Here is an 18,740-nt window from a genome sequence, read left to right as displayed (position 1 = left end):
TTTCAGACGTTGATGCTCCCTGTCCTGCGCGACGCGCGGGATGGGGACGTTCGGATCGGCGAGACCGTCGCGCGGCTGCCGGATCAGTTCGGACTGTCTCAGGACCAACTGGCCCAGCGGGTGCCATCCGGGCAGCAGACCGTGTTTGGCAACCGCGTGTCGTGGGCGAAGAGTCATCTGGCCAAGGCCGGTTTGATCGACATGACGCGGCGGGCTTGTTTTTGCATCAACGACCGAGGTCGGTAGGTGCTGGCGAGTGAGCCATCGCGAATCGACCTCGTGTATTTGAGGCAGTTTCCGGAGTTCTTGGTAGGTCCTGAACGAAGCAGTTCCGTTGCGGCGGTGGAACCGGAAGTTGTCAGTAATCTGATACCGGACGAGATGATTCGTCAGGCGCGCGATCAGATCGAGGCGGATCTGTCGGCAGTTTTGCTGGCACGGGTTCAATCTGCCTCACCGGCATTCTTCGAGGGCCTTGTGGTGAAGCTGCTGACGGCCATGGGCTATGGCGGCTCCGTGACCGATGCCGGGCGTGCGCTGGGGCGTAGTGGCGACGAGGGCGTCGATGGCGTTATCGATCAGGACGCGCTCGGGCTGGAGCGTATTTATGTTCAGGCCAAGCGCTACGGCGATGGCAATGCCGTTGGGGCGGGGGCGATCCGCGATTTCTTCGGGGCGCTCGATCAGGTGAAGGCCGGCAAGGGTCTGTTCGTCACGACGTCCTACTACACGACGGCGGCGCGCCAGACGGCGGACGGGTTGAGCAAGCGGATCGTGTTGATCGACGGTTTGCAACTGGCGGCGTTGCTGATCCGCTACGACGTCGGGTGTCGAATTGAGGAAACGGTGTCGATCAAACGGCTGGACGAAGACTTCTTCGAGGCCTGATCCGCGGCCTTCAGGGTTGAAGCCTTCGGTGTGTAGCGGCCGAAGCAGTCGTCGAGGGTCCAGCCTTGTTCTTCGAGGGCGCGGAGGGTGAGGGTGCCGGCGGCGCGGGCGTCTTCCAGGGCGTCATGGTGGCGGAAGGTCAGGTTGAAGACCTTGGCCAGGTTGGCGAGGCCGTGGCCGCCGCCTTCGCCCTTCAGGTGGGGCCAGGCGCGGCGGGCGATGGTGACGCTGTCGAGCCAGCGGCAGGCGAAGGCGGGGAGGATGTGGTGTTCGCAGGCGTTGCGGAGCGCGCCGCGGTCGAAATTGCCGTGTGCCAGGACGATGCGGTCGTGGAGATGCGCATGGAGCCAGTCGTGCAGGTCGGGAAAGCAGGCGGCGTCGGTGACGTGCGTGTCGCGGATACCGTGGACGCGGATGTTCATCGGTTCGAACGGTTCGCGCGGGTTGACCAGCACGACCTCCGACGCGACTTCGCGCCCGTCCTCGTACACGACGATGCCGATCTGGCAGATGCTGCGCGTGTTGCGGTTCGCGGTCTCGAGGTCGATCGCGACGAAACTGTGGCTCATGCTTGCCCGCGTAGCACCGCGAACACCGGTTCGGCCAGATCGGCGCGACAGATGAGCAGGTCGGGGAGCCACGGGTCGGCGGTGTTGTAGACCAGCGGGCTGCCGTCGATCCGGCTGACGTGGAGGCCGGCGGCCTGGGCCACGGCGACGGGCGCGCAGCTGTCCCATTCATACTGGCCTCCGCTGTGGAGGTAGATGTCGGCCTCGCCGCGGACGACGGCCATCGCCTTTGCGCCGGCCGAGCCCATCGGGATCAGTTCGGCGTCAAGCGCGTCGGCGACCTTGAGTGCTTCCGCGGCAGGGCGGGAGCGGCTGACGACCATGCGGATGCGGCCTTCGGTCTGGCCCGGCGCGACGCAGCCGGCGGTGCAGATGGTGTGCGCCTGCGCGGGGAGGGCGACCGCGCCGGCGGTGGCGTGGCCGTCGACCGCGAGCGCGATGTGGACCGCCCAATCGGCGCGGCCGTCGCCATATTCGCGCGTGCCGTCGAGCGGATCGACGATCCAGGCGCGGGTGTTGGCGAGGCGGGCGGGGTCGGCAGCTTCCTCCTCCGACAGGATCGCGTCGTCGGGGCGGGCCTCGCGCAATGCAGCCATGATGAAGGCGTTGGCGACCGCATCGCCGGCGGCACCGAGCGCCTTGCCACGGAACAGGTCCGACCCGCGAAGCGTCATGAGGATCTCGCCGGCGGTTTCGGCCACGCGTCGCGCGAGGGCGGCGTCGTCGAGTTGTTCGGCGGTCGTGCCGGGGGTGGTGGCGTCGGTCATGCGGGCATGCTCAGGAGATGGTCGACGATCGCCTCGGCGGCCTGTTCGGGGGTCATGTCGATCGTGTTGACGCGGATTTCGGGGTTCAGCGGCGCCTCATACGGGCTGTCGATGCCGGTGAAGTTGGCGAGCTGTCCGGCGCGGGCTTTGGCATAGAGGCCCTTCACGTCGCGGCTTTCGGCGACGTCGAGCGGGGTGTCGATATGGACCTCCATGAATTCGCCGGGCGGGAGCATGGCACGGACCATGTCACGTTCCGCGCGGAACGGCGAGATGAAGGCGGTCAGCACGATCAGGCCGGCGTCGGTCATCAGCCGCGCGACTTCGCCCACGCGGCGGATATTCTCGACCCGGTCGGCATCGGTGAAGCCGAGATCGCGGTTGAGGCCGTGGCGGACATTGTCGCCGTCGAGCAGGAAGCTGTGATGGCCGAGTGCCAGCAGGCGCTTCTCCACAAGGTTGGCGATGGTGGACTTGCCGGCGCCGGACAGCCCGGTGAACCAGAGCAGGCGGGCGCGCTGGTTCTTCTGCGCCGCGTGCGCCTCGCGCGTCACGTCGATCGCCTGCCAATGGACGTTGGCGGCGCGGCGCAGTGCGAAGTGGATGAGGCCGGCGGCGACTGTGGCGTTGGTGATCTTGTCGACCAGGATGAAGCCGCCCAGGTCGCGGCTGATCGCGCCGTCGGGCGCGGCATAGGGTTCGAACACGACCGGGCGATCGGTCGACAGGTTGGCGACGCCGATCGCGTTCAGGCCGAGCGTGCGCGCGGGCAGATGCGCCATCGTGTTGACGTTGACCTGGTATTTCGGGGCTTGGAGCTGCGCCGAGACGGTTTGCGTCGCCAGTTTGAGCCAGTAGCTGCGGCCGGGGAGCATCTCCTCGTCCGCCATCCATAGGATCGTGGCCTCGAACTGGTCGGCGACCTCCGCCGGCGCATCGGCGCGGACGATGACGTCGCCGCGGCTGCAATCGACCTCGTCCGCGAGCGTCAGCATCGCGGACTGGCCAGCGACCGCGTGCGGCAGGTCGCCGCCGTGCGTCACGATCCGCGCAACCGTCGTGGTGCGGCCGGAGGGGAGGATGCGGACGGGGTCGCCGGGCGCGATGCGGCCGGCGGCGATCATGCCGGAGAAGCCGCGGAAGTCGAGATCGGGGCGCGCGACCCACTGGACCGGCATGCGGAACGGGCGCGCCTGATCGGCCGTCACGTCGAGCGGGACGGTTTCGAGATGCTCCATCAGCGTGGGGCCGGTGAACCACGGGGTGTGGTCGGACCGGCTGGCGATGTTGTCGCCCTTGAACCCGGAGATCGGGATGGGGACGAAATCGTCGATGCCGATCGTGCTGGCGAATTCGCGATATTCGCCGACGATGTCCTCATATTTGACGCGGTCGTAGCCGATCAGGTCCATCTTGTTCACCGCCAGCACCAGTTTGCGGATGCCGATGAGGTGGGCGAGGTAGCTGTGCCGGCGCGTCTGGGTCAGGATGCCCTTCCGCGCATCGACCAGGATGACGGCGAGGTCGGCGGTGGACGCGCCGGTGACCATGTTGCGGGTATATTGTTCGTGGCCGGGCGTGTCGGCGACGATGAACTTGCGCCGGTCGGTCGAGAAGAAGCGGTAGGCGACGTCGATCGTGATGCCCTGTTCGCGTTCCGCGGCAAGGCCGTCGACGAGCAGTGCGAAATCGATGTCCTGGCCCTGGGTTCCGACGCGCTTGGAGTCGGCTTCGAGCGCGGCAAGCTGGTCCTCGAAGATCATTTTCGAATCGTAGAGCAGGCGGCCGATGAGGGTCGATTTGCCATCGTCGACCGAGCCGCAGGTGATGAAGCGGAGCAGCGACTTGTGCGCGTGCTGGTCTAGGTAGCTGTCGATGTCCGACGCGACGAGATCGGGGGCGCGGTAGGCTGTGTCGGTCATGCTGCGGCCTTATGGGCGGTGTTCTTTAGCCCTCTCCCCTTTGGGGAGAGGGTTGGGAGAGGCCGCGACGTTTGGGCAAGCGGGGCGGTTGCGGCTTGTTGCGGCGTTGCTCCCCTCTCCCCGGCCCTCTCCCCGGGGGGGAGAGGGGGAAGAAGACGATTTCCCATCAGAAATAGCCCTCCTGCTTCTTCTTCTCCATGCTGCCGGACTGGTCGTGGTCGATGGCGCGGCCCTGGCGTTCGGAGGTGGTCGTCAGGAGCATTTCCTGGATGACCTGGGGGAGGGTCGTCGCCTCGCTTTCGACCGCGCCGGTCAGCGGGTAGCAGCCGAGCGTGCGGAAGCGGATCGAGCGGTCGACCGGGACTTCGCCGGGCCGCAAGCGGAAGCGGTCGTCGTCGACCATCAGGAGCATGCCGTCGCGTTCGACCGTGGGGCGGGGGGCGGCGAAGTAGAGCGGGACGATCGGGATCGCCTCGGCCTGGATGTACTGCCAGATGTCGAGTTCGGTCCAGTTGCTGATCGGGAAGACGCGCATGCTTTCGCCCTTCGCCTTGCGGGCGTTGTAGAGCCGCCAGAGTTCGGGGCGCTGTGTCTTGGGATCCCAGCGGTGGGTGGCGGTGCGGAACGAGAACACCCGTTCCTTGGCGCGGCTCTTCTCCTCGTCGCGCCGGGCGCCGCCGAAGGCCGCGTCGAAACCATATTTGTCGAGCGCCTGGCGCAGGCCTTCGGTCTTCCACATGTCGGTGTGGAGGCCACCATGGTCGAACGGGTTGATGCCGCGCGCCTCCGCATCCGGGTTGCGGTGGACGAGCAGTTCCATGCCGCTTTCCGCCGCCATGCGATCCCGCAGTGCGTACATGTCCCGGAATTTCCAGGTGGTGTCGACGTGGAGCAGCGGGAAGGGCGGCGGGGCCGGGTAGAACGCCTTGCGCGCGAGATGCAGCATGACGGCCGAGTCCTTGCCCACCGAATAGAGCATCACGGGGCGTTCGGCCTCGGCCACGACCTCGCGCAGGATATGGATGCTTTCGGCTTCGAGCCGTTGGAGGTGGGTCAGGGTCTGCGGTGCGGTGGCCATGCCCGGATATTTAGGGCGGGGGCAGGGGCGGGGAAGCGGGTTTTGCTTTCACGCGGGATAGTTGGGGGTGGCGCTACCCCCTGGTGCCGTCATCCCGGCGGAGGCCGGGATTTCTCTTGGGCTACGGGTGAGAGCTTTACCGGAGGGAGATCCCGGCTTTCGCCGGGATGACGTGATTAAAGCGAGCGTACCGGGCAACCCTCAGTCGCGGAGCAGATCGTTGATGCCGGTCTTGGCGCGGGTCTGCGCGTCGACGCGCTTGACGATGACGGCGCAGTAGAGCGACGGGCCGCCGGCGAGACCGGGGAGCGTGCCGGGGACGACGACGGCGTAGGGCGGGACCTCGCCGAGGAAGACTTCGCCGGTCGCGCGGTCGACGATCTTGGTCGACGCGCCGAGATAGACGCCCATCGACAGGACGGCGCCCTCGCGGACGATGACGCCCTCGGCGACTTCGGAACGCGCGCCGATGAAGCAGCCGTCCTCGATCACGACCGGGTTCGCCTGAAGCGGTTCGAGCACGCCACCGATGCCGGCACCGCCGGACAGGTGGACGTTGCGGCCGATCTGCGCACAGGAGCCGACCGTGGCCCAGGCGTCGACCATCGACCCCTCGCCGACATAAGCGCCGATGTTGACGAAGCTGGGCATCAGCACCGCGCCCTTGGCGACATAAGCACCGCGCCGGACGATCGCGCCGGGGACCGCGCGGAAACCGGCGGTGCGGAAGGCGGCGTCGTCCCAGCCGGCGAATTTCGACGGGACCTTGTCGAACCCGGGCGACCCGGCCGAGCCGCCGTCGATCAGCGCGTTGTCGTTCAGCCGGAACGAGAGCAGCACGGCTTTCTTCAGCCACTGGTTGACGATCCAGCCGCCGTCCGAAGGTTCGGCGACGCGCGCGCGGCCGGTGTCGAGCATGTCGAGCGCGGTGGTGACGGCGTCGCGGACGGCACCCTGCGTGGTGAGGCCGATGTTAGCGCGGTCGTCCCAGGCGGCGTCGATGGTGGCGGCGAGATCGGTCATGCGTCGGGTTCCTGGATAGCGTGAAGCCATGCACCGACATCGTCGATGACATGGTCGATGGTGGCGGGATCGGCGCCGTGGCCGGCGGATTCGGAGCCGTTGTCGACCCACACCGTCGTCATGCCGAGCGCCTTTGCGGGGACGAGGTTGCGGGCCATGTCCTCCACGAACAGCGCGGTGGTGGGGTCGATGTCGAACGCGGAGATCAGCGCGGCGTAACCCTGCGGATCGGGTTTCGCCTGATAGGCGCAGGCGTGGATGTCGTGGATCGCCTCGAACGCGTCGGTCAGGCCGATGCGGGCGAGGACGCGCGCGGCATAGGTGGCGTCGCCGTTGGTGAAGATGAGCTTGCGGCCGGGGAGGCGGGCCATCGCCTCGACCAGCCGGCGGTCCTCGGCGATGCGGTCCATTTCGATGTCGTGGACGTAATCCAGGAATTCGCGCGGGTCGATCGCGTGACTGCGCATGAGGCCCGACAGCGTGGTGCCATGTTCGAGGAAATGCGCCTTCTGGACGCGGCGTGCCTCGGCCGCATCAACGCCGAGCAGGCGCTGGACATATTCGCCCATCCGGACGTCGATCAGCGCGAACAAGTCCGTCGACGCCGGGTAGAGCGTGTTGTCCAGATCGAAGATCCAGGTCCGGACATGGGCGAAGTCGGGATGCATGGGTGCGCCGTAGCGGGCGGGGCGGCGCTCGACAACCGGGTGGAGGCTGTTCCACGTGGAACAGGGCGTCCCGCGCGATGCCTGGGCGTGTAGTGCCGGTGCCGGATGATTCGCCGAATGTCCGACGGATCGGCGCGATGCCGCAGTGATTCGGTGAGTCGATTTAAAACTCTGGCGCTGTACTGTCGCGGTGACTGGGCGGGCGGGGATGCGACGATGAAGCTGACAGCATCCGGGCGACGTGGGGCGATCCTGTTGCTGCTCGCAACGACCGCGTGCGGTGGCGGGTCGGGCGGGGGGGTGAGCAGTACGCCGACGCCGCCCGCGACACCGACGCCTACTCCGACACCCACGCCGACCCCGACCCCGCCGCCGGTGACGCAGCCCGATCCGATCGCGCCGACGCCGACTCCGCCGGCCAGCGGGAGCGGCGAGTACCAGCGGTCGGCCGGCGCGGTGCAGGCGAGTGCCGCGACCGCCTATGATCGCGGCGTGACGGGGAGCGGGGTGATCGCCGGGATCATCGACAGCGGCATCAATACGACCGGCAGTGAGTTTGCCGGGCGGATCAGCGCGGCGTCGGCGGACCTGGTGGGCGCGCGTGGGATCCAGGATGAGAACGGCCACGGGACCGCGGTGGCGGGCGTGCTGGGGGCGGCGCGCAACGATGTGGGCGGGCTGGGCATGGCTTATGGCGCGACGTTGCTCGTGCTGCGGACCGACACCGCGGGCAGTTGCACGACCGAGGATGGCTGTACGCACAGTGACGTGGCGATCGCACGTGGGATCGACACGGCGGTGCAGAACCGTGCGCGGGTGATCAATATCTCGTTGGGCGGGGACGAGGCGGGGAGTTCCACGTTCCGGGCCGCGGTGGGCCGTGCGACGGCGGCAGGGGTGGTGATCGTGCTGTCCGCCGGCAACGACCCGACCGCCGATCCGGAGGCGTTCGCGCTGGTCGCCAATACCGCGGAAGCGCGCGGACTGGTGGTAATCGCGGGGGCGAGTGGCGCGGACGGGGAGATCGCCTCGTTCAGCGCGCGAGCTGGCACCGGGAGTGCGCATTACCTGCTCGCGCTCGGTGAGCGAGTGCGGAGCGTCGATCAGACGGGGGAGGCGTTCCTGTATTCCGGCACGTCGTTTTCCGCGCCGTTGATCTCCGGCGCGGTGGCGTTGCTGGCGCAGGCGTTCCCGAATTTGAGCGGACAGCAGATCGTCGACATCCTTTATGCCAGCGCGACGGACCTGGGTGTTGGTGGCGTCGATGCGGTGAACGGGCGCGGCCGGCTGAACCTGACGTCTGCGTTCCAGCCGATCGGCGCGACCGCGCTGGCCGGCACCGGGATGGCGGTGGCGCAGGCGGGCAACGGGCTGTTGTCGCCGGCGATGGGCGACGCGGGGCTGCGGGGTTCGTCGTCGACGGGGGCGGTGATGCTGGATGGCTATCAGCGGGCGTTCACGATTGACCTGGCGCGGACGTTGACGCGGGCGGTACCGGAGGACCGGTTGTACCCGGCGCTGGCCGGCGGCGTGCGGCAGGTGAACGGCGGGGTGCCCGGCGCGATGTTCGCGGTGACGATCGCATCGCGTGGCGGCGACGTGGCGGTGGAACGGCTGACGCTGGGGCGCGCCGATGCCGCGACGGCGCGGGCGACCGCGGGGATGATGGCGACGCGGGTCGGCGCGGGGCTGACCGTCGGGCTGGGCTTTGCGCAGGGCGCGCAGTCGGTGGCGCGGATGATGGGCGGGCAGGAGGGCACGCCGTTCCTGGTGGCGAGCGATCCGCGCGAGGTGGCCGGGTTCCGCCAGCGCACCGGATCGAGCCTGGCGGTGCGGCAGGAGCGCGGCGCGTTCGGGGTGACGGTGACCGCGGAGAGCGGCGATGCGCTGGTGGCCGGGACGTTGCCTGGTTCAGGCGATACGAGGCGGCAGGGTGGGTATGACCGTTCTGGCTATGCGACCGTGGGCGTGGCGCTCGATCGGCAGGTTGGGCCGGTGCGGATCGGGGCGGGGCTGTCGCGGTTGACCGAGCGTGGGACGGTGCTGGGCGGGCGGTTCGCGGCGGCGTTGGGTGCGGGTGGCGCGGTGAGCAACTTTGTCGATGTGTCGGCGCGGGCGGATCTGGGGGGCGGCTGGTTGCTGGCGGGGTTGTGGCGCGAGGGGCGGACGCGCGGGCAGGCGGGGACCGTGGCGCTGGATGGGGCGCGGTTGCGGACGCGGGCCTGGAGCTTCGAGGTCGCGACGGTGTCGTTGTTCGGCGGGCCGGATCGGGCGGCGGTACGCGTGGCACAGCCGTTGCGCGTGGCGCGGGGCGGTGTCGATCTGACTTTGCCGGTGGGGTATGATTATACCAGCGGTGCGGCCGAAATGGGTGTGCGTCGTCTGGACCTGGCGCCGGACGGGCGGGAGTTGGATGTCGAGGGTTCGCTCGGGCGCGCGGCATTGGGGGGGTGGGTTTCGACCAACCTCTACTGGCGGCGCGATCCGGGAAATTTTGCGGATGTGCCGGCCGATGTCGGGGGCGCGTTGCGCTTCTCCATGGCGTTGTAAACGTTCCGGAAGAATGAGCGTGTCGGATGACTGGGTCGTCGTGAGCGGACGGTGACGGTCGGGCGCTCCGCCCTCTCGGCCCTCCGACGACGCAACCGATTTCTACAAGAAGGGTTGAAGCGAGCGGCCATGCCCTGATCCGCGGTTCTTTGGCGGGCGGACGCATGGCGATAGGAGACGATGATGCGGGTTTCGATGATTGCAGCGCTGGGCGCGGGTCTGCTGTTGGTGTCGGCTTGCGGCGGCAAGGGCGACGACAAGCTGGGCGACCAGGCGCACGACGCGCTCGAGAACAAGGCGGATGCCATGGACGCGGCCGCGGGTCAGATGGGCGGCACGGACAAGGCGTTGATGGAGGCGAAGGCCAAGACGACGCGTGCGGCGGCCGATGCCAAGGAAGAGGCGATCGACGACGCAGACGTGAACGCGGACGCGATGTCCGATGCGCAGAAGAACGCGGTGATCAACGGCAATTGATCGAAGGTGGGCGCCGCACGGATTCAGTCCCGACGCGGCGCCCGGTCAGACGGTGAAGCTCTCGCCGCAGCCGCAGGCGCCCTTGGCATTGGGGTTGGAGAAGACGAAGCCGGCGGTGAAGTCGTCCTCGACCCAGTCCATCGTCGATCCGATGAGATAGAGGATCGAGCCGCCATCGACGTACAGATCGCCACCGGGGGTGGTGATCTTCTCGTCGAACGCATCGGCGGACGAGATGTAGTCGACCGAATAGGCGAGGCCCGAACAGCCACGGCGCGGGGTCGAGAGCTTGACGCCGATGCTGCCGTCCGGGGCGCGCGCCATTAGGTCGGCGATGCGGGCGTGCGCGGTCGCGGTCAGGTTGAGCGCGGCGGGGCGGGCGCGGAGCGTGGTGGCCATTACAGCATCCCCAGTTCGAGTTTCGCTTCGTCCGACATCTTCTGCGGATCCCACGGCGGATCCCAGACGAGGTTGACCTCGGCCGAGCCGACGCCCGGGACCGCGCCGACGCGCATCTCGATCTCGCCCGGCATCGATTCGGCGACCGGACAGTTCGGTGTGGTGAGCGTCATCGACACGACGACATGGTCGCCGTCGACATCGACGCCGTAGATCAGCCCGAGATCGTAGACGTTCACCGGAATCTCGGGGTCGTAGATTTCCTTCAGCGCCTCGATCACCATCTCGTAGAGCTGACCGCCGGGTTCGCCGGGGCTGAGCTCCGTCGGCTGCTGGGCGAGGAAACCGTCGAGATAGTCGCGTGAGCGCGCAGGCGGGGTCTCGCTCACCGGCGGCTCGTCGATCGCATCCGACACGCGCGCGCGGGGCGGCGGGGGCGGGGTGTGATCCAGCTGTTCGGTCGTGAAATCGTTCATCCGAAAATCCTCGTCACCCTGTCAAGTGCGCGGGCGAGCGCGTCGACATCGGCCAGGCTGTTGTAGACGCCGAAGCTGGCGCGGGCGGTTGCCGATACGCCAAGATGCGCCATCAGCGGCTGGCAGCAGTGATGGCCGGCGCGGATCGCCACCCGCTCCTCGTCCAATATGGTGCCGACGTCGTGCGGATGCACCCCGGCAACCTCGAAGCTCACGATTCCGGCGCTGTCGGCCGGGCCGAAGAGCGTGACGCTGTTGATGGCCGACAGCCGTTCGCGGGCGGCGTTGACCAGTGCGGTTTCATGGGCGTGGATCGCGGGGAGGCCGATGTCGGTCACATAATCGATCGCGGTGTGGAGGCCGAGCGCGCCGACGATGTGCGGGGTACCCGCCTCGAACCGGCCGGGGGCGGGGGCGTAGGTGGTGCCCGCGAACGAGACCTTGTCGATCATGGCACCGCCGCCCTGCCACGGGGGCATGGCGGACAGGATCTCGCCGCGCGCCCAGAGAACGCCGATGCCGGTCGGGCCGTAGAGCTTGTGACCGGAGAAGACGTAGAAGTCGCAATCGAGCGCCTGCACATCGACCGCGATGCGGGCGACGGACTGGCAGCCGTCGATCAGGATCTTCGCGCCGACCGCATGGGCGAGGTCGGCGGCACGGCGCGCGTCGAGGATCGAGCCGAGGACGTTGGAGACGTGCGAGAGGGCGACGAGCTTGTGCGCGGGGGTGAGGATCGTGGCGACCGCGTCGAGATCGATCCGGCCGTCTTCAGTCAGCGGCGCGACGTCGATGACCGCGCCGGTGCGGGCGGCGAGCAGCTGCCAAGGCACGATGTTGGCGTGATGTTCGAGCTGGCTGAGCAGGATGCGGTCGCCGGCCTTGAGCGACTGGCCCCAGCTTTGCGCGACGAGGTTGATCGCCTCGGTCGCGCCGCGGACGTAGACGATCTCGTCCTGGCTCTTCGCGTTGAGGAACGTCGCGATACGGGCGCGGGCGGCCTCGTACGCGACGGTCATGTCGGCGGAGCGCTGGTACACGCCGCGGTGGACGGTGGCATAGGTTTCGGCATAACCGCGGGTGATCGCGTCAATCACGATCTGCGGCTTCTGCGCGGTGGCGGCGGTGTCGAGATAGGCCCAGCCGGTCGGGATCGCCGGGAAGTCGGCGACGACGTCGAGCGGGGCGGTGTCGGCCTCGCGTTCTCTTAGCATCGTGCTCATGCTTCGGCTCCCAACCAGGCGTCCGCGGCGGCGCGGAACGCGTCGCGGACCGGTTCTTCCTCGATCCGGTCGAACGCGTCGCCGACGAAGGCGCGGGTGAGTAGCGCGCGGGCGGCCTGAGGCGGCACGCCGCGGCTGGCGAGGTACCAGAGCGCCTGTGCGTCGAGTTCGCCGACGGTGGCGCCGTGCGCGCACTTCACGTCGTCCGCGAAGATTTCGAGCTCGGGCTTCAGGTTGATCGTGGCGGTGCGGCGCAGCAGGAGGCCGCGGAGCGACTGTTCGCCGTCGGTCTTCTGCGCGCCGCGCGCGACCTCGACCCGTGCGGCGAGGCTGGCGGTGGCGCGGTCGTCGGCCACGGCGCGCCAGAGCTGGCGGCTGACGCCGTCGAGCGCCTCGTGGCGGACGGCGATCGCGGCGTCGTGACGCTGGCGGTCGCGCGACAGGAGCGCGCCGCCATATTCGGCGCGCGCGGCGTCGCCGTGGAGCGTGATGCCGGCGTCGATGCGCGTGCCCGCGTCGCCGATCGCCAGGACGGTAGCGGCGAGGTGGGCGTTTGCCGCGAGCGTGATGGTTTCGCGCGTGGAGGTGAAGCCGCTGGCCTGCATCAGCCGGACGTTGCGGGTGAGGTGCGCGTTCGCGCCGAGGCTGATGTCGGTCTGGCGGTTGGACCAGCCGTCGCCGGCGTGCGTCTCGACGATGCTGGCGCGGGCGCCGTCGGCAAGCGCGATGCGCGCGGGGACGTGGTTCGCGCCGCCGGTGGCGATGTGGACGATCTGGATCGTGTCCGCGTGCGTTTCGCCGGCGGGGACGGTGAGGGTCCAGCCATCATGGCCTGCGGTGAGCGTGCCGAGAGGGTGGGTGCCGGTTGGGGCGACGGACCCGAGCGTGACGGGGCCGGGGCTGCTGTGCTCCGCGGCGTAGCGACCGTCGATGAAGAGCAGGCGTGGGCCTTCTGCCGCGATCCAGAGCGGGTCGATCGGGGTTGGAGTGCCGGTCGGGGTCTGGGTCGCGAGCGTGGGGAGGGCGGTCAGGTCGGACCAGCGCCAGGCTTCTTCGCGGGTGGTGGGGAGGGCCAGGGTCATGCTGCTACTGCTGCGCCGCGGGTTCGTGACGGGGTTGCGTCTAGGCCCCGGCCTGCGCCGGGGAACGGATCATGCGCGGGCGTCATGCAGCGATCCCAGCGTAGCCGGCGCGTTCGAGTTCGAGCGCGAGGTCGGCGCCGCCGCTGCGGACGATGCGGCCGTCGGCGAGGACGTGGACGAAATCGGGGCGGACATAGTCGAGCAGGCGCTGATAGTGGGTGATCAGCAGGACGGCCTTGTCGGGCTTGCGCATGATGCGGTTGATGCCGTCGCCGACGATGCGGAGTGCGTCGATATCGAGGCCGGAGTCGGTTTCGTCGAGGACCGCGAGCGCGGGGTCGATGATGCCCATCTGGACCATCTCGTTGCGCTTTTTCTCACCGCCGGAGAAGCCGACGTTCACCGGGCGCTTCATCATGTCCATGTCGAGGCCGAGGCCGTCGGCCTGTTCGCGCGCGATCTTGAGGAAGGCGCCGCCGGACAGCTCGGCCTCGCCGCGCTCCTTCTTCTGCGCGTTGAGCGCAGTGCGGAGGAACTGGACGTTGGAGATGCCGGGGATCTCGACCGGGTATTGGAAGCCCAGGAACAGCCCGGCGGCGGCGCGTTCGTGCGGCGCCATGTCGAGCAGGTCCTTGCCCTGGAACGTGACCGACCCACCGGTGATCTCGTAGCCCGGACGGCCGCCGAGCACATAGGCGAGCGTCGACTTGCCGGCGCCGTTGGGGCCCATGATCGCGTGGATCTCGCCCGCGCCCAGTTCCAGCGTCAGGCCCTTGAGGATGACCTTGCCGTCGATTTCGGCATGAAGATTCTGGATGGAGAGCACTTAGGAGTCCTTCGATTCTGCAAGTTCGACGTGCGACACGAAGCCGCCGTCACCGTTGGTCAGGTCCAGGATGAACCCGGATTCGAGCGCCTGGGCGAGGCAGCCCTTGTCCATGCGCAGCCGCCCCGCATTGGGCCATTGTACGAACACGGGGACCCGGGGGCTGCCCACCGCTTCGCTCAGCCGCACCAGCTCGCGCTTGAAATGGTGCAGCCGGTTCGACTTGGGATCGCGTTGCTTCAGGAGCGAGGACGCCGAGAAGGTCGATGCGTCCTTCACGAACACCTTGGTGGCATCCATCGGCGCGTAGTCGATCGCGACGCGGGTGTAGACCGGGTTCATCCGACCGAACCCTCGAGGCTGATCCCGAGCAGCTTCTGCGCTTCCACCGCGAACTCCATGGGGAGCTGCTGCAGCACTTCCTTGGCGAACCCGTTGACGATCAGGCCGACGGCGGTTTCGGGGTCGAGGCCGCGCGACATGGCGTAGAACATCTGGTCGTCGCTGATCTTCGACGTGGTTGCCTCATGCTCGATCTGCGCGGTCGGGTTGCGGATCTCGATATAGGGGATGGTGTGCGCGCCGCACTGGTCGCCGAGCAGCAGCGAGTCGCACTGCGTGAAGTTGCGCACGTTTTCCGCGGTCGGACCGACGCGGACGAGGCCGCGATAGGTGTTGTCGGAGCGGCCGGCGGAGATGCCCTTCGCCACGATGGTCGAACGCGAGCCCTTACCGAGATGGATCATCTTCGTGCCGGTATCGGCCTGCTGCATGTTGTTGGTCACCGCGACCGAGTAGAACTCACCGACGCTGTTCTCACCCGCCAGCACGCAGGACGGGTACTTCCATGTGACCGCGGAGCCGGTTTCGACCTGGGTCCAGCTGACCTTGCTGTTCTTGCCCTGGCACAGCGCGCGCTTGGTGACGAAATTGTAGATGCCGCCCTTGCCGTCCGCGTCGCCGGGGTACCAGTTCTGGACGGTGCTGTACTTGATCTCCGCATCGTCGAGGATGACGAGTTCGACGACCGCGGCGTGCAGCTGGTTCTCGTCGCGCATCGGCGCGGTGCAACCCTCCAGATAGGAGACGTAGCTGCCCTTGTCGGCGACGATCAGCGTGCGTTCGAACTGGCCGGTGTTGGCCGCGTTGATCCGGAAATAGGTGCTGAGTTCCATCGGGCAGCGGACGCCCTCCGGAATGTAGACGAACGTGCCGTCGGAGAAGACCGCGCTGTTGAGCGTGGCGAAGTAGTTGTCGTGCGCGGGCACGACCTTGCCGAGCCACTGCTTGATCATGTCGGGATATTCGCGGATCGCCTCGGAGATCGAGCGGAAGATAACGCCCGCCTTCTCAAGCTCCGCGCGGAAGGTGGTGGCGACCGAGACGCTGTCGAACACCGCGTCGACCGCGATGCGGCGCGGCGGTTCGGCGCCCTCGACACCGGCGAGCAGCTTCTGCTCTTCGATCGGGATGCCGAGCTTCTCGTAGATGCGCAGGATCTCGGGATCGACCTCGTCGAGCGAGCCGAGCTTCGGCTTCTCCTTGGGCGCCGCGTAGTAATAGGCGTCCTGATAGTCGATCGGCGGGATGTTGAGCTTGGCCCATTCGGGGGCTTCCATCGTCAGCCACTTGGCATAGGCCTTCAGCCGCCAGTCGAGCATCCACTCCGGCTCGCCCTTCTTGGCGGAGATGAATCGGACGGTGTCCTCGCTCAGCCCCTTGGGCGCGAAATCCTGTTCGATGTCGGAGACGAAGCCATATTTGTAGGTCGACGCTTCTTCGACGGCCTCATGTGCTTCGCGGTTGCGGACGTCCGTCATGCCGTTGCTCCTGCCGCGATCGGCGCGGCTTCTGTCGTTCGTGTGATTTTCGTGGCTACCGGTGTCGTGCCGGCCAGCGTGGCGAGCGAAACACCGCCCAGCGCGCCGCGGATCGCCTCGTTCACCGCCGACCAATGCGGCCGGACCGAACAGGCGCCTTCAAGCGCGCAGTCGTGCCGGTTCTCGTCGACGCAGGTCGTCATCGCGATCGGGCCCTCGACCGCCTCGACGATCTCCCCCAGGCTGATCGCCGCGGGGGCCCGGGCCAGCAGGAAGCCGCCGCCGGTGCCGCGCGCCGAGGTCAGCAGCCCGGATGCGGCGAGCCGCCCCATCAGCTTCTGCGTCGTGGGCAGCGGCACGCCGGTTTCGCCGGCGAGCACCGTCGCGGACAGCCGGTCGCCCGCCGGATGGCGCGCGGCGGCCGTCAGGATGACGACGGCATAGTCAGCGAGCGAGGATAGCCGCAACGGGTGGTCCAATCGGAGTGATTCGGTAGGATTGGGAGATAGGGGTTTTCCGGGGGGGATCAAGCGGGTTGGATCTCTTAGCCCCTCTCCTTCAGGGGTGGGGTTGGGGTGGGGCTGAGCGCTTCAAGCCGGTGAGGTTGCGGGTGTGGTGCTGTTGCCCCCACCCCAACCCCTCCCCTGAAGGAGAGGGGCTTTTGGGCTTTTGTGTGTTCTTGGCTTGTTCTAGACTGCTGGGATGGCGACTGCACCTTCCTGCTTTGACGACAGTCCCATGGTGGCGCGCGATGTTGCGCGAGGGGTGGCGCGGTTGTTGTTTCGGCAGGATGCGATGGCGTTGTGCGAGGTACCGCTGGGCAATGGGCGGCGGGCGGACCTGATGGCGATCGATGCCAAGGGTCAGGTCGTGATCGTGGAGATCAAGGTGTCGCGCGCGGACCTGCGCGGGGACGCGAAGTGGCCGGAATATCTCGATTATTGCGATCGCTATTACTGGGCGGTGCCGGCGGGGTTCGACCTGGCGCCGTTCGGGGAGGAGGCTTTCCTGCCCGAGGTGTGCGGGCTGATCGTGGCGGACCGTTACGATGCGGAGGTGATGCGTGCGGCGGCGGTGCGGCCGATGGCGGCGGCGCGGCGGAAGGTGGAGACGTTGCGCTTCGCCCGGCGGGCGGCGCGGCGGTTGCTGGGGGGGCTGGATCCCGGGTTGGTGGGGCTGGACTAGCCCTTCTTATTAGCCCCTCCCCTGAAGGAGAGGGGCCAAGTAAGAAGAATCACCGCCCCTGGTTGCGCCAGCGGCGGACGACGCGGGAGATGATCGCGTCTTCGCCGCCGGACTGGCGCCAGAGGACGGAGAAGGCGGGGTCGCTGGAGGCGGGGCGCTTGTCGGGTTCGAGGTCGTCGAGCTGGACGCGGATCGGGATCGCGACACCTTCGCCGCAGATGACGGCCTCGCGGTTGCGGAGCGCGGGGATCGAGTCGAGGAAGCCGCGTGCGCCCTCCGGCATCGCGGCCTTCACGAACGCCTGGTCGCGATCGTTGTTGAGTCGCATCGCGATGATCGTGCCGCATTGCGAGAGCACGCCTTCGGCCAGATCGGACGGGCGTTGCGTGACGAGGCCGAGCGAAACGCCGTATTTGCGGCCTTCCTTGGCGATCCGTTCGAGCACCTTGCGCACCGCCTGGCCGCCGCCGGTGCGATCCGCGGGGATGTAGCGATGCGCTTCCTCGCACACCAGCAGGACGGGACGCTGTGCCTCGCCGCGCGCCCAGATGGCATAGTCGAACACCATCCGGCTGAGCATCGACACCACGACGCCGGTGATTTCGGAGGGCACGCCCGACATGTCGATGATCGAGATCGGGCGGCCGTGGCCGGGCAGGCGGAACAGCTTGGCCAGGAATGCGCCCATCGTGTCGCCGACCAGCATGCCGGAGAACATGAAGGCATAGCGCGAGTCGGCCTTGATCTCGTCGATCTTGGCCTTCAGCCGGAGGTAGGGTGCGCTGTCGGTGGCCTTGTCCATGCGGCCCATCTCGGCCTGGATCATGTTCGACAGATCGGACAGCAGATAGGGGATCGGGGCGTCGACCGTCAGCTTGGCGATCCCCTCCGCCAGGCGGTTCTTCATCCGCGCGGCAAGCAGGCATTTGGCGAGGATGTCGCGATCGACATGGCCCTCCGCACCGGTCGTGGTGACGAAGGTTTCGGCATGTTCCTCGAAATTCATCAGCCAGTAGGGCATCGCCAGGTTGCCGACGTCGAAGATCTCGCCCGTCTTCTGGAACGCGGCGCTATATTCGCCGTGCGGATCGATCATGACGATGTGGCCCTCCGGCGCATGTTCGCAGATTCGGTGGAGGATGAGCGCGGTGGCGGTCGACTTGCCGGTGCCGGTGGAGCCGAGGATCGCGAAGTGCTTGCCCAGGAACGCGTCGATGAACAGCGCGCCGCGAATGTCGGTGGTGGGGTAGATCATGCCGATTTCGATATGCGGGCGATCCTCGGTGGCGAACACCTGCCGCATGTCGGCGGCGGACAGCGGGAAGACGCGCGCGCCGGGGACCGGGTAGCGCGTGATGCCGCGCCGGAAGCTGCGGAGCGTGTCGGCCGCGGCGTCATAGTCCGCCTCGCCCAGGAAATCGATGTCGGCCAGGATGCGGTCGCCGTCGGTGCCGGACAGTCGCATCGAGCGGACGTTGGCGATCAACCAGCGGTTCGCGACGATCATCTTGACGAGGCTGCCGACCTGGCCCGCCGCGGCGATCGCCGGATCGGGATCCTGCGCGAGCCGGTCGATCAGCGCGGCGTCGAGCACGACCCGCGTGGCGGAGCCGGCGACATCGAGCAGGCGGCCGATTTCGGGCAGTGCGGCCGCGTCGTCTGCGACCGCGGCGGTCCGGAACGCATCCCCGCCCATCGACATGTCCATCAGCGCGCGCCTTCCTTAACGAAACTCGCCGAGGAATAGGCCGCCGCGCGTTAAGATTTGGACAAGGACGATGGTCGCC

Annotated in this window: 20 protein-coding genes; 5 read left to right on the top strand and 15 right to left on the bottom strand. The window is 67.9% G+C overall.

Annotated elements, in window-relative coordinates; genetic code table 11:
- Window positions 1-12: 12 nt before the first annotated feature.
- A complete protein-coding gene (locus ACFSGX_RS00470; RefSeq protein WP_380926657.1) occupies window positions 13-246 on the top strand; it encodes a winged helix-turn-helix domain-containing protein in 234 nt (77 codons plus the stop codon).
- Window positions 247-285: 39 nt separating this feature from the next.
- Window positions 286-888, top strand: coding sequence for a restriction endonuclease (locus ACFSGX_RS00465; RefSeq protein ID WP_380926655.1), 603 nt, complete (start codon window positions 286-288; stop codon window positions 886-888).
- On the opposite strand, the gene ACFSGX_RS00460 is transcribed toward ACFSGX_RS00465, so the two are convergent.
- The 6 genes from ACFSGX_RS00460 to ACFSGX_RS00435 all read right to left on the bottom strand — a co-directional run bounded on the left by ACFSGX_RS00460 (window position 816) and on the right by ACFSGX_RS00435 (window position 6,915).
- Window positions 816-1,457 (bottom strand): 3'-5' exonuclease, encoded by a 642-nt coding sequence (locus ACFSGX_RS00460; RefSeq protein WP_380926653.1) that lies wholly within the window; start codon window positions 1,455-1,457, stop codon window positions 816-818. The genes ACFSGX_RS00465 and ACFSGX_RS00460 overlap by 73 nt on opposite strands.
- On the bottom strand, window positions 1,454-2,224 hold the full coding sequence (locus tag ACFSGX_RS00455) for a 3'(2'),5'-bisphosphate nucleotidase CysQ (RefSeq protein ID WP_380926651.1): 771 nt from the start codon (window positions 2,222-2,224) through the stop codon (window positions 1,454-1,456). The genes ACFSGX_RS00460 and ACFSGX_RS00455 overlap by 4 nt, the downstream gene beginning before the upstream one ends.
- A complete protein-coding gene (gene cysN / locus ACFSGX_RS00450) occupies window positions 2,221-4,146 on the bottom strand; it encodes a sulfate adenylyltransferase subunit CysN (RefSeq protein WP_380926649.1) in 1,926 nt (641 codons plus the stop codon). Before cysN ends, ACFSGX_RS00455 begins: the two co-directional genes overlap by 4 nt.
- Before the next feature lie 166 nt (window positions 4,147-4,312).
- Entirely contained in the window at window positions 4,313-5,224 is a 912-nt protein-coding gene (gene cysD, locus ACFSGX_RS00445; protein ID WP_380926648.1) for a sulfate adenylyltransferase subunit CysD, read from the bottom strand.
- 201 nt (window positions 5,225-5,425) lie between these two features.
- Window positions 5,426-6,247 (bottom strand): 2,3,4,5-tetrahydropyridine-2,6-dicarboxylate N-succinyltransferase, encoded by an 822-nt coding sequence (dapD, locus tag ACFSGX_RS00440; protein ID WP_380926646.1) that lies wholly within the window; start codon window positions 6,245-6,247, stop codon window positions 5,426-5,428.
- On the bottom strand, window positions 6,244-6,915 hold the full coding sequence (locus ACFSGX_RS00435) for a pyrimidine 5'-nucleotidase (protein WP_380926644.1): 672 nt from the start codon (window positions 6,913-6,915) through the stop codon (window positions 6,244-6,246). The genes dapD and ACFSGX_RS00435 overlap by 4 nt, the downstream gene beginning before the upstream one ends.
- 216 nt (window positions 6,916-7,131) lie before the next feature.
- Between ACFSGX_RS00435 and ACFSGX_RS00430 the strand changes: the two genes are divergently transcribed.
- Both ACFSGX_RS00430 and ACFSGX_RS00425 read left to right on the top strand, forming a co-directional pair.
- Entirely contained in the window at window positions 7,132-9,465 is a 2,334-nt protein-coding gene (locus ACFSGX_RS00430; protein ID WP_380926642.1) for a S8 family serine peptidase, read from the top strand.
- A gap of 180 nt (window positions 9,466-9,645) precedes the next feature.
- Window positions 9,646-9,942 carry a hypothetical protein gene (locus tag ACFSGX_RS00425; RefSeq protein WP_380926640.1) on the top strand — a complete coding sequence of 99 codons (297 nt, stop codon included), beginning with the start codon at window positions 9,646-9,648 and terminating at the stop codon, window positions 9,940-9,942.
- Between the two features lie 45 nt (window positions 9,943-9,987).
- Here the strand turns inward: ACFSGX_RS00425 and ACFSGX_RS00420 are convergent, their stop codons facing one another.
- The 8 genes from ACFSGX_RS00420 to ACFSGX_RS00385 all read right to left on the bottom strand — a co-directional run bounded on the left by ACFSGX_RS00420 (window position 9,988) and on the right by ACFSGX_RS00385 (window position 16,235).
- A complete protein-coding gene (locus tag ACFSGX_RS00420; protein WP_380926638.1) occupies window positions 9,988-10,341 on the bottom strand; it encodes a HesB/IscA family protein in 354 nt (117 codons plus the stop codon).
- On the bottom strand, window positions 10,341-10,817 hold the full coding sequence (locus ACFSGX_RS00415; protein ID WP_380926636.1) for an SUF system Fe-S cluster assembly protein: 477 nt from the start codon (window positions 10,815-10,817) through the stop codon (window positions 10,341-10,343). The genes ACFSGX_RS00420 and ACFSGX_RS00415 overlap by 1 nt, the downstream gene beginning before the upstream one ends.
- Entirely contained in the window at window positions 10,814-12,040 is a 1,227-nt protein-coding gene (locus ACFSGX_RS00410) for a cysteine desulfurase (RefSeq protein ID WP_380926634.1), read from the bottom strand. Before ACFSGX_RS00410 ends, ACFSGX_RS00415 begins: the two co-directional genes overlap by 4 nt.
- On the bottom strand, window positions 12,037-13,122 hold the full coding sequence (locus ACFSGX_RS00405) for a SufB/SufD family protein (protein ID WP_380926632.1): 1,086 nt from the start codon (window positions 13,120-13,122) through the stop codon (window positions 12,037-12,039). The genes ACFSGX_RS00410 and ACFSGX_RS00405 overlap by 4 nt, the downstream gene beginning before the upstream one ends.
- 82 nt (window positions 13,123-13,204) lie before the next feature.
- Window positions 13,205-13,948: a Fe-S cluster assembly ATPase SufC gene (gene sufC / locus ACFSGX_RS00400; protein ID WP_380926630.1), complete on the bottom strand. Its 744-nt coding sequence runs from the start codon at window positions 13,946-13,948 to the stop codon at window positions 13,205-13,207.
- On the bottom strand, window positions 13,949-14,290 hold the full coding sequence (locus ACFSGX_RS00395; protein ID WP_380926628.1) for a hypothetical protein: 342 nt from the start codon (window positions 14,288-14,290) through the stop codon (window positions 13,949-13,951).
- Window positions 14,287-15,768 (bottom strand): Fe-S cluster assembly protein SufB, encoded by a 1,482-nt coding sequence (gene sufB / locus ACFSGX_RS00390; protein WP_380926626.1) that lies wholly within the window; start codon window positions 15,766-15,768, stop codon window positions 14,287-14,289. The genes ACFSGX_RS00395 and sufB overlap by 4 nt, the downstream gene beginning before the upstream one ends.
- The gene (locus ACFSGX_RS00385) at window positions 15,765-16,235 is read right to left on the bottom strand and encodes an SUF system Fe-S cluster assembly regulator (protein ID WP_380926624.1); all 471 of its coding nucleotides are present in this window, start codon (window positions 16,233-16,235) and stop codon (window positions 15,765-15,767) included. The genes sufB and ACFSGX_RS00385 overlap by 4 nt, the downstream gene beginning before the upstream one ends.
- Before the next feature lie 235 nt (window positions 16,236-16,470).
- Here ACFSGX_RS00385 and ACFSGX_RS00380 point away from each other — a divergent pair, with 235 nt between their 5' ends.
- Window positions 16,471-16,953: an MmcB family DNA repair protein gene (locus tag ACFSGX_RS00380; RefSeq protein ID WP_380926622.1), complete on the top strand. Its 483-nt coding sequence runs from the start codon at window positions 16,471-16,473 to the stop codon at window positions 16,951-16,953.
- Window positions 16,954-17,002: 49 nt separating this feature from the next.
- Here ACFSGX_RS00380 and ACFSGX_RS00375 read toward each other — a convergent pair whose 3' ends face one another.
- Window positions 17,003-18,661 (bottom strand): ATP-binding protein, encoded by a 1,659-nt coding sequence (locus tag ACFSGX_RS00375; protein WP_380926620.1) that lies wholly within the window; start codon window positions 18,659-18,661, stop codon window positions 17,003-17,005.
- Window positions 18,662-18,740: the final 79 nt, after the last annotated feature.

It is taken from the genome of Sphingomonas arantia, from assembly GCF_042682045.1.
Taxonomy (GTDB): Bacteria; Pseudomonadota; Alphaproteobacteria; order Sphingomonadales; family Sphingomonadaceae; genus Sphingomonas_R; species Sphingomonas_R arantia.
Note: the sequence above shows the minus strand (reverse complement) of the source record. Positions and strands in the feature narration are given on the sequence as shown.

Bases quoted from the DNA above. Each gene is read 5' to 3' on its own strand.
- ACFSGX_RS00470 (WP_380926657.1), top strand. From the start codon at position 13: ATGCTCCCTGTCCTGCGCGACGCGCGGGATGGGGACGTTCGGATCGGC.
- ACFSGX_RS00460 (WP_380926653.1), bottom strand. From the start codon at position 1,457: ATGAGCCACAGTTTCGTCGCGATCGACCTCGAGACCGCGAACCGCAAC.
- ACFSGX_RS00455 (WP_380926651.1), bottom strand. From the start codon at position 2,224: ATGACCGACGCCACCACCCCCGGCACGACCGCCGAACAACTCGACGAC.
- cysN (WP_380926649.1), bottom strand. From the start codon at position 4,146: ATGACCGACACAGCCTACCGCGCCCCCGATCTCGTCGCGTCGGACATC.
- cysD (WP_380926648.1), bottom strand. From the start codon at position 5,224: ATGGCCACCGCACCGCAGACCCTGACCCACCTCCAACGGCTCGAAGCC.
- dapD (WP_380926646.1), bottom strand. From the start codon at position 6,247: ATGACCGATCTCGCCGCCACCATCGACGCCGCCTGGGACGACCGCGCT.
- ACFSGX_RS00435 (WP_380926644.1), bottom strand. From the start codon at position 6,915: ATGCATCCCGACTTCGCCCATGTCCGGACCTGGATCTTCGATCTGGAC.
- ACFSGX_RS00430 (WP_380926642.1), top strand. From the start codon at position 7,132: ATGAAGCTGACAGCATCCGGGCGACGTGGGGCGATCCTGTTGCTGCTC.
- ACFSGX_RS00425 (WP_380926640.1), top strand. From the start codon at position 9,646: ATGATGCGGGTTTCGATGATTGCAGCGCTGGGCGCGGGTCTGCTGTTG.
- ACFSGX_RS00420 (WP_380926638.1), bottom strand. From the start codon at position 10,341: ATGGCCACCACGCTCCGCGCCCGCCCCGCCGCGCTCAACCTGACCGCG.
- ACFSGX_RS00415 (WP_380926636.1), bottom strand. From the start codon at position 10,817: ATGAACGATTTCACGACCGAACAGCTGGATCACACCCCGCCCCCGCCG.
- ACFSGX_RS00410 (WP_380926634.1), bottom strand. From the start codon at position 12,040: ATGAGCACGATGCTAAGAGAACGCGAGGCCGACACCGCCCCGCTCGAC.
- ACFSGX_RS00405 (WP_380926632.1), bottom strand. From the start codon at position 13,122: ATGACCCTGGCCCTCCCCACCACCCGCGAAGAAGCCTGGCGCTGGTCC.
- ACFSGX_RS00395 (WP_380926628.1), bottom strand. From the start codon at position 14,290: ATGAACCCGGTCTACACCCGCGTCGCGATCGACTACGCGCCGATGGAT.
- sufB (WP_380926626.1), bottom strand. From the start codon at position 15,768: ATGACGGACGTCCGCAACCGCGAAGCACATGAGGCCGTCGAAGAAGCG.
- ACFSGX_RS00380 (WP_380926622.1), top strand. From the start codon at position 16,471: ATGGCGACTGCACCTTCCTGCTTTGACGACAGTCCCATGGTGGCGCGC.
- ACFSGX_RS00375 (WP_380926620.1), bottom strand. From the start codon at position 18,661: ATGGACATGTCGATGGGCGGGGATGCGTTCCGGACCGCCGCGGTCGCA.